The organism is Nocardia ninae NBRC 108245, assembly GCF_007990755.1.
Classification (GTDB): Bacteria; Actinomycetota; Actinomycetes; order Mycobacteriales; family Mycobacteriaceae; genus Nocardia; species Nocardia ninae.
In genome coordinates this window covers 18,244-29,335 of record NZ_BJXA01000094.1, presented here as the reverse complement: position 1 = coordinate 29,335, position 11,092 = coordinate 18,244, and the positions used below count along the sequence as shown (strand labels likewise).

Annotated in this window: 15 protein-coding genes; 4 read left to right on the top strand and 11 right to left on the bottom strand. The window is 63.1% G+C overall.

Annotated elements, in window-relative coordinates; all coding sequences use genetic code 11:
- The first annotated feature begins 34 nt into the window (after window positions 1-34).
- On the top strand, window positions 35-1,471 hold the full coding sequence (locus tag NN4_RS39070; RefSeq protein ID WP_147141868.1) for a recombinase family protein: 1,437 nt from the start codon (window positions 35-37) through the stop codon (window positions 1,469-1,471).
- A 7-nt stretch (window positions 1,472-1,478) separates the two neighbouring features.
- On the opposite strand, the gene NN4_RS39065 is transcribed toward NN4_RS39070, so the two are convergent.
- From NN4_RS39065 to NN4_RS39050, 4 genes are all read right to left on the bottom strand, one after another.
- Window positions 1,479-1,796: a hypothetical protein gene (locus tag NN4_RS39065; RefSeq protein WP_147141865.1), complete on the bottom strand. Its 318-nt coding sequence runs from the start codon at window positions 1,794-1,796 to the stop codon at window positions 1,479-1,481.
- The gene (locus NN4_RS39060) at window positions 1,796-2,032 is read right to left on the bottom strand and encodes a hypothetical protein (protein ID WP_147141862.1); all 237 of its coding nucleotides are present in this window, start codon (window positions 2,030-2,032) and stop codon (window positions 1,796-1,798) included. Before NN4_RS39060 ends, NN4_RS39065 begins: the two co-directional genes overlap by 1 nt.
- Before the next feature lie 33 nt (window positions 2,033-2,065).
- Entirely contained in the window at window positions 2,066-2,962 is an 897-nt protein-coding gene (locus tag NN4_RS39055; protein ID WP_147141859.1) for a hypothetical protein, read from the bottom strand.
- Between the two features lie 122 nt (window positions 2,963-3,084).
- Window positions 3,085-3,417, bottom strand: a complete 333-nt coding sequence (locus NN4_RS39050) for a hypothetical protein (protein ID WP_131817333.1) — start codon at window positions 3,415-3,417, stop codon at window positions 3,085-3,087.
- Window positions 3,418-3,936: 519 nt separating this feature from the next.
- On the opposite strand from NN4_RS39050, the gene NN4_RS39045 reads away from it, so the two are divergent.
- Both NN4_RS39045 and NN4_RS39040 read left to right on the top strand, forming a co-directional pair.
- Entirely contained in the window at window positions 3,937-4,611 is a 675-nt protein-coding gene (locus NN4_RS39045) for a hypothetical protein (protein ID WP_147141857.1), read from the top strand.
- Window positions 4,553-4,831, top strand: coding sequence for a hypothetical protein (locus tag NN4_RS39040; protein WP_147141852.1), 279 nt, complete (start codon window positions 4,553-4,555; stop codon window positions 4,829-4,831). Before NN4_RS39045 ends, NN4_RS39040 begins: the two co-directional genes overlap by 59 nt.
- A gap of 51 nt (window positions 4,832-4,882) precedes the next feature.
- Here NN4_RS39040 and NN4_RS39035 read toward each other — a convergent pair whose 3' ends face one another.
- A complete protein-coding gene (locus NN4_RS39035; RefSeq protein WP_147141849.1) occupies window positions 4,883-5,062 on the bottom strand; it encodes a hypothetical protein in 180 nt (59 codons plus the stop codon).
- Between the two features lie 50 nt (window positions 5,063-5,112).
- Here NN4_RS39035 and NN4_RS45465 point away from each other — a divergent pair, with 50 nt between their 5' ends.
- Window positions 5,113-5,460 carry a hypothetical protein gene (locus NN4_RS45465; protein WP_186818842.1) on the top strand — a complete coding sequence of 116 codons (348 nt, stop codon included), beginning with the start codon at window positions 5,113-5,115 and terminating at the stop codon, window positions 5,458-5,460.
- Between the two features lie 38 nt (window positions 5,461-5,498).
- Here NN4_RS45465 and NN4_RS39025 read toward each other — a convergent pair whose 3' ends face one another.
- From NN4_RS39025 to NN4_RS39005, 6 genes are all read right to left on the bottom strand, one after another.
- On the bottom strand, window positions 5,499-5,747 hold the full coding sequence (locus tag NN4_RS39025; protein WP_147141840.1) for a hypothetical protein: 249 nt from the start codon (window positions 5,745-5,747) through the stop codon (window positions 5,499-5,501).
- A gap of 195 nt (window positions 5,748-5,942) precedes the next feature.
- Entirely contained in the window at window positions 5,943-6,095 is a 153-nt protein-coding gene (locus tag NN4_RS45460) for a hypothetical protein (protein WP_186818841.1), read from the bottom strand.
- A gap of 131 nt (window positions 6,096-6,226) precedes the next feature.
- Window positions 6,227-7,024, bottom strand: a complete 798-nt coding sequence (locus NN4_RS39020; protein WP_147141837.1) for a hypothetical protein — start codon at window positions 7,022-7,024, stop codon at window positions 6,227-6,229.
- Between the two features lie 263 nt (window positions 7,025-7,287).
- Window positions 7,288-7,827, bottom strand: a complete 540-nt coding sequence (locus NN4_RS39015; protein ID WP_147141835.1) for a hypothetical protein — start codon at window positions 7,825-7,827, stop codon at window positions 7,288-7,290.
- A gap of 251 nt (window positions 7,828-8,078) precedes the next feature.
- Window positions 8,079-9,203: a coiled-coil domain-containing protein gene (locus NN4_RS39010; RefSeq protein ID WP_147141832.1), complete on the bottom strand. Its 1,125-nt coding sequence runs from the start codon at window positions 9,201-9,203 to the stop codon at window positions 8,079-8,081.
- A 339-nt stretch (window positions 9,204-9,542) separates the two neighbouring features.
- Window positions 9,543-10,250, bottom strand: a complete 708-nt coding sequence (locus NN4_RS39005; RefSeq protein ID WP_147141829.1) for a hypothetical protein — start codon at window positions 10,248-10,250, stop codon at window positions 9,543-9,545.
- Between the last annotated feature and the right edge of the window lie 842 nt (window positions 10,251-11,092).

The following is an 11,092-nucleotide window of genomic DNA, read 5'->3' as shown; positions in this document are numbered from 1 at the left end:
CGGAACTCGACCGGATTCCGAGGTAGAATAACGTGTGCCCATTGTTCCGGTTCGTGCCGCCATCTACCTGCGGGTTAGCCTCGACCTTACGGGCGAGGGCTTGGCCGTGGAACGCCAACGCGAGGACTGCACGAAGATCGCCGAGTCCCGTGGCTGGACCATCGCGCAGGTCTACGTCGACAACAGTGTCTCGGCGTTCAGCAAGGACAAGGTGCGGCCCGCCTACGACCAGATGGTCGAGGACTTCCGCGCTGGACAGTTCAACGCGCTCGTGACGTGGGACCTCGATCGCCTCACAAGACAACCGCGGCAGCTTGAAGACTGGATCGATGCGGCCGAAAGCCAGGGGCTGCGGCTAGTGACCGCGAACGGGGAAGCTGATCTACAGACCGATGGCGGCCGGATGTACGCGCGGATCAAAGCGGCTGTCGCTCGCGCCGAGATGGAACGAAAAGGCGCCCGTCAAAGCCGCGCACAAGTTCAGCGGGCCGCGAAAGGACGGCCGCCTCGAGGTGTGCGAGCTACTGGCTACACGCTCGACGGACAGCTTGTCCCCGATGAGGCGGCGGCTATGCGTGAGGTATTCAACGCCTTCGCCAACGGCGCCTCATTGAGGTCGATTGCCGCGGCGTTATCCGGCGTAGAACCAACTATCCGAACTCTCGGCGACCGGACAAAGGTACAGGATCTACCGAAATCGGTGCCTGCCTTGGCAACCCGTAGCAACAAGTCCTGGAATCCTTCGACCATCACCGGCATTTTGCGCAACCCACGCTATGCAGGATGGAGCATGCTCGACGGCGATATTGTTCGCGACGAAACTGGCGAACCCGTGCGGGGGCAGTGGGAGCCTATCGTTCCGGACGGCGTCTGGCTTGAAGTGCAGCGTCGACTGGACGACCCAAGCCGAAAATCGAATCGGAACGGAACGGAACGACGCCATCTCGGCTCTGGTCTCTACTTGTGCGGAATCTGCGGCGCCGCAGTGAAAGCCCACGGCAGTCGATACCGGTGCGCTGGTCACGTCATGCGGTCCCGACAGCAGATCGATGAACTCGTACTCACTTTTGTGACTCGCCGGCTGGCGCTGCCGGATCTCGCTGACCTACTTCAACAGCCTGACGACGATCGAGTCGGAGCGCTCACCGACAAGCAGCAGGAATTGCGTGACCGCATCAAGCGGGCGCGCGAGGACTACAAACGGGCGTTGATCGACGGCAATCTGTACGCCGAGATCCGCCGTGAATCGGAAGCGGAGATCGCCCAACTCGACACTGAACGAATTCGGCTCACGGCCGGATCGGCTGCCTCGGCCATATTGGCTGCGTCTTCGCCGGTGGCCGCATTTGAGGATGCGGATCTAGCCGCTCGCCGCGCGGTAATCGATCTCTTGTGCGGCGTACGACTGTTCCCGGCACCCCGCGGCCGCAGACCTCTCGATCCGACCACTGTCGAGATAACACCCAAATGATCGACGGTCATGGCCCGAGGATTGCCTTGATTTGGTCGGTGGCCCGGCGTGCGGTCGCGTCGTCGAGGACGGCAATCGGTTCGTCGGCTCCCTGGAACCATCCGGGGCCGACGGTGAAGGGTGCGCCGGTGAGTGCGACGCCGACCGGGCCGAGGTCGCAGATGATGGCGTCGCCGGTCAGCGCGTCGGCGAGGACTTCGACGATGATGTACTGGCGTCGGATTCGGTTGTAGTCGTCGCTGGACACGATCAGGCACAGCATTCCGCCGGGCAGCACGGAACCCGACGGGGCATTCCAGACCTCGCCGAATCGGGGCATAGCCATCAGCTGGCGGTACGGCGCTGCGTGATCAGGGCAGCGGTGAGCATGCTGGCTCGCTCGGGGGCGTGGCCGGCCGCAGCGAGGGTGGCGGTGTCGGCGGCGAGGCGGCGGCGTAGGTCGTCGCGGCGCACTAGGTCTGCGAGGTAGGCAGAGCGGTCCATGCCTTCCTCTTGTGCACGGCGCGCGAGGATTTCCAGGGTTGCGTCGTCAAAGCTCACCGACGTTTTCCGACCAGCCATACCGTCGAGCGTACCGCCGCTCGCGGTGCTTGGTCAGTTCATCGCTCGCCATGCTTGCGTCGCCGGGTCGTTGTCGAAGGTCTCTAAGACCTCCCACGCTATTTGGCGCACGGATTCTGCTGCGGCATTCCCTTCGAAAGGCCGCATACTCTCGGGCGCTGTGAACGCTGCATCGGGGTCCTCGCTGTATAGCTGGCCGTGCCCACGCTTGACGAATCCGATGTAGACATCTCCCGGACCGCTCGGGTCGACGTGAGCGCCGCCGTCCTTGTTCGCCATCAACCAGATGAGTTGTTTCCGCGACAGCGTCTTGCTACCGGATGCCGTATCGATCACGTACGTCGTCCACCACTCATTGAACGGCTTGAGTGTCTCGTGCCCGCGCCGCCGACGGGGGGCACAGATCCTGCCTCCGCCATCCAGCGTCGGCACCACCTCGACCAGGCCATCCTGTCCGGACGGCGCGAACCCCGTCTCGCCGTCGTCGGTCACATACTCCAACTGAAACACAACGGGACCAGCGTAGATTTCGGTGCCGCCCACGATCGCAGTGTCGAGGAATTTCATCCCTGACTTCAGTCCCGCCAGCTTCAGCAAGGAGTGGCTCTTTGTGGTGTCATGCAGCAGGACACGAAGCGTCACGGCAAGCCGGATGGCTTCTTCCTCGTCCCCCTCGTCGAACAGGCGGGCAGAGGTCTTCAGGTAGCGAACTTGCCGACGAAACTGCTCGCCTAGCGTAGACATGCGGAGAAGCGTATCGACAGGTGCATCGGCCCGACATCGACAGTCATGTTCCGCTCGTTGGGCGGCCTGCCGGTCCGCGCGGTCGTATTCGCGCATCAACTTGACGGCTGCATCCATGTCCGAAGGCTTGAACCGGGCGAGTTGACGATCCAGCCAGACAGGATCGATCCCGTGGCTTGTGGGCATCGCACGAATACTGCCCACCGCGAAAGGTGCTGACCGACAGGCGCGCCGAGAGAACGTGACACGGTTAAGCCCGAGAGTCGGGCGGTAGCCGATCTTACAGTCGGCTACCGTCCGTCAGTCGTCTATGACATCAGCGTGAGCAGGGTGATGACCCCGGTGGCGACGGTCAGCGTGAAGGCCGCGGCGTAAGCCCCCTTCATAATTGCCCTGGCCATCGTGGCACCATCGAACCGGACAATGATGCCGGCCAACAGCCCGGCGATGATTGCGAATGCGACTCCGAGGCAGATGATCAGCACGAGAGTTGCGTGGTTATCGGCCAAACGGGCCTGGATGTCGACGCCGACGGTCGCCGACGACGAAGCGCAGGACGTTGCGTCCGGACGGGGTTGGCCGCAGGTTTCGTCACGGACGTTTGCGGTCACTACCACGTCCGCCCGATTGCTCGTGCGCATGCCAGCAGTTATGGTCGCCAATGGTGGCTCCTAGTTGTTGGAGAGCGTTTACCGAATGCACTGCAACAGGCCGCCGAGTATCGTGCTCCGTCCTTGCCAGAGGGCGGAGCACGACTCGTTCCGGGGCTACCGCGACCGATCAGCGACCCGTTGCACGTTCTGCACTGTAGCCGCACATTCCCCGATGATCACGGGCCGATAACACGCTGAAGCGCAGGCGATTTCACCCAGAACCGACTGGTCCGTCGACCAGATAGACAACCTTGCTGGTCACGTCATCGACCAGCAAGGTTGCCCATAGACACACCGTTCAAGTTACCCTCCGGTTGTGTGACGAAGGCCACAATTTCGGTGAGCACAGTCACAACTGTACGTACAACTGCAAGAACACTTCACGGTCTTCCTGCGGAAATACCAACGATCTATGTACTGGATTACTTGACAGTGCCCCTCGGTGCTGATTCGGTGGTAGCCATGACCCCCCGACCCCGCAAGCCCGGATCCGCCTCGGAGGTCCAGGTGGCCGGGCATCAAATCGCCGCCGCCGCGAACTGGTTGAACGCCGAGATCCGCAATATCTGCGACGAGTGGGCAACCAAGCTCATCAACGACGCCGCCGAGCTCGCCGACATGGAAGCGCCGATCGGTGACACCCCAGTAACAGGGGATCTGCTGACCTTATGGGAGCTGACCAAGTTGCGAATCCGGCGGGAGGCGAAGGTCGAGCATGAGCACGTCGTAGCGGCCGCTCGTGCGGCTGGCGCAACCTGGGAACAGATCGGGGACGCGTGCGGAATCACCAGACAAGGCGCTTACGACCGATGGGGAAAGATGGTCAAAGAACGCGAGTCTCAACCAGAGCCGAGCTTCGCCGTCGACCCCCTCGACGAGTACGACCCAGGCGGGCACGCCGAGGGTTCACCTCGACCACGGCGCCGCTACGTTCGCAAGCCAATGACCGACAGCCGAAAACCTAAAAAAGCAACGGGCACAACGACACCCGCGCTGCCCACCGCTTGGACCGCGACCAGTTCCAAGGATTCAGCGCCACCGCCCACCCATGCCTGGGAAATCCTTGTCGCCAGGGGACTTGAAACTCCTAGCTATCGAGAGCCCAGCGTCGAGAATCGACGACATGACCGACAACGAGCCGCCGAGGATCGAACAGTTCATCGTCGCCCGCCTCGCCCATGACGAACGAGATCCCGCACGCGAGCGCTACGTCGCAGCGCTGCGGACCGCAGTCATCTCCGTGCTCGAATACGAAGGCGAGCTGACTCACCTGTTCGGCGCAACTCCGGACACCGAACGATCCCGCCTCGAGCGGATACCGACGTTGCGCGCCATCGCCGAGATCTGGCGCGATCACCCGGATTACCAGCCGGATTGGGCTGGTGCAGCCCCTTACTCCTGACCGCCGATACGTGAGTGCTATCGGCGTGGGATTCCAGACCAGACCGCGATATCAGCTACCGCCAGGATCTGTATCGACCGGGACCAGCTCAGACACCCGTGCGGGAAACGGGTAGCGGCCCGGTGCGTCGGCCTGGATCGACTCGACGAGCGCGTGCTCGCCGTCGATCTCGAGGACTTCGAATACCGACGCCCCACCAGCCACCAGCACACGATCACCAACGTCCACCACGCCCAGACCCTCTCTCCGGTGACCAGCCAATATATGAGAATATAGCAAGTATGTTCGAATACTGGAGCGATGACTTCTCAGCGTCGCTCCGCCGTGTCATCGATCCACCGGCACCGGTTCTGGTCGACCTGAGTATCGCGATCACACCCCAAGGCCCGTTCCGCCGCGATGCTGTGTCTATGCGCATCAAACGCGCCGGCCTCGACTGCACGAGCACGGTTCCCGGGCTGCTCTACGCATGGGCCCAGTGCATCGACGGGTCCTGGATCGGCCTGGTCGGCTTCGCCATCCCGGCCGCCAATAGGCAAGGCCGCATCGAGACACGGCAGTGGACGGTCGCGCGAGCGCTTTCGCGCCGCGGCGACCCGTCGCCGCAGAGGTCGTGGCAACCGGGGTGACGCTGTACAGCGTCCGACCAGGTGACGTCTTGCGCCGCTCAGTCGGCAGGTTTGACGGGGCCGGATACGGGCCTGGCCGCTTTCTCCGCCGCTAGTTTCGCCGCCGCGACGGTGCTGCGTCGGCCCATTCGCAGGGTCGCGGTGTCGGTGTCGACTTGGAACTGGAGAAGGTGCCCGTCTTCCCATATGGCGAGCTGGCGTCGGTACATCCGCCGGGTCAGAATGGGGCCCTGCCGTGGATGCTCATGGAAGGTCCACCCTCCCGTGGCGTCCGCCTCGGACAGCATCAGCACGCCCTTCGTCGCTGAACTAGAAGTAGACCAACCAGTATGCAACGGATCGCCGTCTTGCGACCATGACGGCTCAAATGGCGCAGCTCGTCGACGAGCACGGGCACAACTGACCGCATTCAGCGGCTGGACACCCGCACCGCCGCAGGAAACGCAGCATCCGGCCCGCGGTTATCTGGGGGTGCAACGGGATTAGCTAGGGCTCGTCGGCCATGGCTCCCAGTTAGGTGGCCGAACGTTGGTGAAGTAGTCCCCGCTCAGCCACTCCTCGAAGAGTTGGCATTGGCGCAGCAGACCCTCGGCGGTGTAGCCGTCCCATGGATCGCCTTCGAACTCGGATGTCATGTCCATGCTCCTTGGACGGGCTCGACCGTCTCCGTGGTTCCGGCTTGGCGGTGCAGCTGTCCGGAGTTGTCCGTTACCGCCCGATAAGCGGCCAGAGAGGATAGCTAACACTCCCACGCCTCGCAGAATGCTCAGTCCCGAAGCAGGGACTCGAGATGTGCGTTCGCACGCTGATCGTACGTGCGGAGAACGTCGGTTAGGAGGTGCAAGGCTTCAAGCGCGACCCATTGCACCGTCCCCTCGTTTGCAGTCAGCGTAAGCGCTACCACGCCTGGCTGAGTGGTCGTGTCAGTCACCCGATCGGACGCGCCTAGCCGCGCCCATGCACGACCGTGGGCGTAGCCGGAGCAAAGCTGCCATGCGAAGAGAACTGCGCCTGCCTGCTGAGCATTGTCCTCGGAGAACTTCACCGCTTCGGTGCTGCTGTGCCCAGTACGAATCCGTGCGGTGATATCGCGTTGCTGCGCAACATCTTCCAACTTGGTCAGCTTCGGCGCGGGGTCGCTGTTGGGATGCCCTCTCGGGACGAGAGCCCTTCCTCCGTCGAGATAGTTCTGTGCATGCCACCGGAGTGCGTGCTCAATACGAACATTGCGCTGACTCGGAAGAAGCACCCAATACGCGATAGACAGGTTCTCAAGTGCACCGCGAGCGAGGCTGAATGGCGCTAAGGCGTGCAGCACATGCGCGTCACGAATAAGCACCTTGAGGGCGTGGAGGTGGTCCACCCCAGCGGTGATGCTCGATTTGACGACGTGTGAAACTTGATACGGGCTACTGGCAGCGTCGTCGCCTGCGAGGGAAGATCCCGGGGTCACCAGGAAGTCGCGTGAGTCGCCGATGCGCTCGGTCACCCGGTCAATAAGAGGGGCGATCTCAAGCCACTTGGCCTCAATCTCCTCGGGAGAGATCTGCGGTGAAGAAGTCATCGGAGGCCCACCCAACTGACGTGGGTGATTGTGTCGGGTTCGACAGGCGTGCTGTCCATGGTCGGCCTCTCTACGATCTTGCATCTATCTTCATAGATCGGCGATAGCGGTTCGCTGTTACCGTGCGGCGCACACCGACAACCTGGAATTGGCAATATGGTGCGTCGCTGAGGCCGAGAAGATCTCGGCGCGTTGATCTTGGGGTGTGTGGCTGCGCGGCCGGTCGAACCGCGCACCCAGCGGCACGAGAGTGCGTTGTGCATTTAGAGATGATTCAAGCGCGGACCAGGTGCACGGCCACGGATTCGGGCTACTACACAGCCCAGCCAGTTTCTGGTACTTTCTTGCTCGGATACCCCCGGTGGCAGACCGGCCGTTCTTTCCAACAGATGGGTGATTTCTTTCGCACTCAGCCCCACCACTTCTTGCGGAGTGCCGTCCGGCCCAAACTTTACCAACTTCCCGCTGTGGCGCGCGAAGATGATCTTCAGTATCTGCGCCACTCCGCCGAGGCCACCCAGCGCGCCGCCGATCAGCACCAACTGGTCGACACCTACTCTGCTGTCCCGACGGCGTTCCACGTGATCGATACGCGTGCGCTTTGGCCCTGCTTGATCGGCGAGCGCAGCCCGAACGGCCTGTTCAAGTTCGACCGAACCACCGCTTCGAAAGAAGCGGTCATAATCCTCGGAATAAGAGACCTCAACCCGAAATCTCGGATCGCGAAATCCCCGAACGCGCGTGCGATTAGCGTCGTAGCACTCCACCCGGATAATCATGGCCGCCGGTGGCGACTCAACCATGGCGCCCCTCCTGCTCGTGGCTTGCTTCCGCGTTCCAGTGTCTAGTACGCGCTGTCAGTCGGCGGTGGAATCGATGTGGCGACGTCTGAAAGGCGCGAAGACTGTTGTCGGGGTACGAGCGGAGCGGAACGGCTGTGCGGTTTGATCCGTCCGCAATCAGGTGCGCCCTCATCGGCATTATGGTGCGTCGGAAGCCTTGTAAGCCAACCGATCTGAACGTCTGACTAACGCGCGCGTGGTATTAGTCGTTCTCAGGTGAGCAGCACTGCTAGGCCGAGCGCGAGGCACAGCACGGTAAGCGTGATGGTCGCGGCGGCGCGGAGATTGAGGCGGGCGGCTTGCCAGGCGAGCTGGTCGGTGAGGTCGGCGATCTTCTGCTGGGCGGCTGAGCGCTCCTGCTCGGCGGTCTTGATGTCCTGGTCGGCGCGGTGCAGTTCGGCGTTCTGGCTGGTGATCTTCGATTCGAGCTGTTTGCGGTAGGTGAGGGCTTGCTCGACCGCAGTGGTTTGGCGGGTGAGTTTGTCGGCGGTGGTGCGCAGTGAGTTGCAGGCGGTCTCGAATTTGGCGCGCAGCTCGTCGCGCTCGGTCAGTGCTGCGGCGAGTTGACGTTTCTTGGCCGCGATCTCCTCGGCTTGGGCTTTGGTGTGGTGCTGCCAGTCGGTCACGGTGGCCCAGCCTCCTTTCTTGTGGTCCACGTAGGCCCACGCCAGCCGATCACCGGCGGTCCAGTCACGCAGGAAATCGCGGACGGACATGTGCGCGGGTCGCAGGCCGAGGCGGGGGCGGTAGGTGAGAAATCCGGTGTGGGCGGTGTAGTCGTCGCCATCGGGGTTGAACGAGATGATGCCCAGCACCGGCAGCCGCTCGGCCCAGGTGCAGGGCCGCGTCAGCCACAGCACTTCGTCGGCGCCGGCGGCCAGCAGATCCCGGGTGCGGGCTTGCGCGACGGAGTGGTCGAGCCCGGACCATTGGACCTCGACGGCGAATCCGCGACCATGCAGGTGGCCGAAGACATCCGGGGTGCGGGCCTCGAGGCGGGTTTCCACCTGAGCGTCTTTGGAGCCGAGTGCTTTCAGCTCCGCGCATACCCAATGTTTGAGCCGGAAGTGCAGGAAGGTCTCGCGCGCCGAGGTCTTCGCGGCCCGATCGCCGGTGGCCCCAAAGCCTTTGCCGTGGCGCACAAACGGGTTCTTCGCACTCGAGTGGTAGACCGTCACCGGATGCTGGCAAACCAGGCACCGCAGCCCCGGGGTCTTCTGCCAGGTCGCGAAAACTTTCGGGTCGCGGATGTCGATGTACTCGTCGTGGCGGCCCAGCGCGGCATCCATCTCCAGCGCATAACACGGGTTTCCCAGATCCGGCCCGGCCATCCTCACCCCCAGAGCATCCACGCGAACGTCAACCACATATCACGGTAGCGACCGGGTATGACACAAACCTGGGTTTCGGTGCGTGCGAACGGATTTGATCTCTGGCAGCACCGCCGGAATCGGCTCGTCGAGCGGTGGCCTGGATTGATGCCTATGCGCCAGAACCAGCTTCGGTGGTGAAGGGCTGTACGCAGATCCCGCACACAATCGTACCGCGGTCGATCGTCATCTGGTCGGCCTCGATTCGCCGGGGCGGGCAGCACTGACAGGCCAGCACCGGGTCGCAGTTGCTGTTGCCGATCGAGTCATCGGCGTGAGGGTTGTCGGGTTGTTGAGGCATATGCGTCACGCGTCCTGGGTTGTCTGGTCGACTCGGAACAGTTCGTTGCAGAATCCGCAGAAGATCCGGCCTGCGGTGATCGTGCGTTGCGCGGCGCGCACACGGCGCACCGGGTCGCAGGCGCACACCAGGGCGCGCCCGCTGCGGGGGGCGCGTTCGCGCTCCTGCTCGTCGATGGTGTCGTCCGCGTCGTCGGCCGGTGCTGTCGGGTCGCGGGGAGGTGGTTCGTGTTCGGAGCGGCGGCGTGCGGTCAGCACGGCGGCCAGTGCCTCGATCTCGCTGTGGTACTGGCTCGCGGTGGGCTCGGGCAGGGTCGTCGCTGACCAGCCGCGGTGAGGTTCGCGGGTCACCGACAGGCCGAGTTCTTGAGCGATCGTCTGGTATCGGGCGTTGTGGTAGGCGCCGGCGCGGCTGGTGTCCTGGACCCCACGGGTGCGGGCGACGCCATGGGCGGCTTCGTGCAGCATCGTGGCCAGGACATCGCGGGCGCCTTGGGCGAATCCCTCTCCGCCGACGAACAATTCCGGCATCCACTGCTCACCGCGCTGCCAGCGATCGGGCCCGAACTGCCCGAGCCGGATCCCGCGCGGCGACCCGACCGAGCCCGCCCCGACCGTCACGACGACTTTCGGTACGTCCGGGTGGTGAGCGCGGATAACCGACCACGTCTGTTCGATCGCGGTCACCACCACCGATCCGGCGAATTCATCCATAACCGAAAATCCTTTCTAAGCGAAGGGCGGCGGATTGACCCGGGCCGCTGCCGCGAGCTGCACTGACCGAGGGATATATCCGGCCACACACCCGGTGCACGCGTCCTTGTTTGCAGATGCCAGCGAATCGCCGGGCTCGCGTCTTCCCTCGCAAGAATCGAGGGGTATCACAACAAGCAGCGTGTGCTGCTCATGGATCAATTTTAACACGAAAAGTGTTGCTGAACAGCAGATTTGGAGTGCGCTACCCGACTTGTGGGCTGCGATCAGGATTGGCGCGTATGCGCTGAAATCGAACCCCCGGAGAACTTGGGCGCATATGCATCAACCCAGCCCGCTCCCTCTACTTTTATGGTCCCCGGTCCGAGTCCCCGGCGCAACGCACGCCGCCAAACCGAACCCTCACGACCGCGAATCCGCGTGCCCCTATACCGCCATGTCCGCACCTGGCTCGCCCCCGCACTGAGCGCGCCTTGGCCGCGAACACGCCACCGTAGGTGGCGCAGCTCTAGACGTAACGTCCGCTCCTGACGCAACCCCGCTCCCAACCCCTTCTTTGTGGTCTCTTTTCTCTTTTGGTTCCTTTCTCTTCCCTCCCTTTGCTTTTGATCTTCTGTTCTTTGTGTTTTGTGTTGTCCTCTGTCCCTGCCCGGCTGACACTCTCTATGATCAGCGAAGCCATAGAGAGTGTCAGCCGGGCAGGGACAGAGGACGGCGCGAAACACCCAGCTCAAACCCGGTTTGAGCGTTTACCGTCCGGGACCTGTCCGGGACTACTTTTTCCCGGACGAGTCCCGGACGTGTCCCGGACAAGTCCCGGATGTTTCCCGGACAGACGCAGC

Bases quoted from the DNA above. Each gene is read 5' to 3' on its own strand.
- NN4_RS39040 (WP_147141852.1), top strand. From the start codon at position 4,553: ATGACCGACAACGAGCCGCCGAGGATCGAACAGTTCATCGTCGCCCGC.
- NN4_RS39005 (WP_147141829.1), bottom strand. From the start codon at position 10,250: ATGGATGAATTCGCCGGATCGGTGGTGGTGACCGCGATCGAACAGACG.
- NN4_RS39060 (WP_147141862.1), bottom strand. From the start codon at position 2,032: ATGGCTGGTCGGAAAACGTCGGTGAGCTTTGACGACGCAACCCTGGAA.
- NN4_RS39025 (WP_147141840.1), bottom strand. From the start codon at position 5,747: ATGCTGTCCGAGGCGGACGCCACGGGAGGGTGGACCTTCCATGAGCAT.
- NN4_RS39015 (WP_147141835.1), bottom strand. From the start codon at position 7,827: ATGGTTGAGTCGCCACCGGCGGCCATGATTATCCGGGTGGAGTGCTAC.
- NN4_RS39020 (WP_147141837.1), bottom strand. From the start codon at position 7,024: ATGACTTCTTCACCGCAGATCTCTCCCGAGGAGATTGAGGCCAAGTGG.
- NN4_RS39055 (WP_147141859.1), bottom strand. From the start codon at position 2,962: ATGCCCACAAGCCACGGGATCGATCCTGTCTGGCTGGATCGTCAACTC.
- NN4_RS45460 (WP_186818841.1), bottom strand. From the start codon at position 6,095: ATGACATCCGAGTTCGAAGGCGATCCATGGGACGGCTACACCGCCGAG.
- NN4_RS45465 (WP_186818842.1), top strand. From the start codon at position 5,113: ATGTTCGAATACTGGAGCGATGACTTCTCAGCGTCGCTCCGCCGTGTC.
- NN4_RS39065 (WP_147141865.1), bottom strand. From the start codon at position 1,796: ATGGCTATGCCCCGATTCGGCGAGGTCTGGAATGCCCCGTCGGGTTCC.
- NN4_RS39050 (WP_131817333.1), bottom strand. From the start codon at position 3,417: ATGCGCACGAGCAATCGGGCGGACGTGGTAGTGACCGCAAACGTCCGT.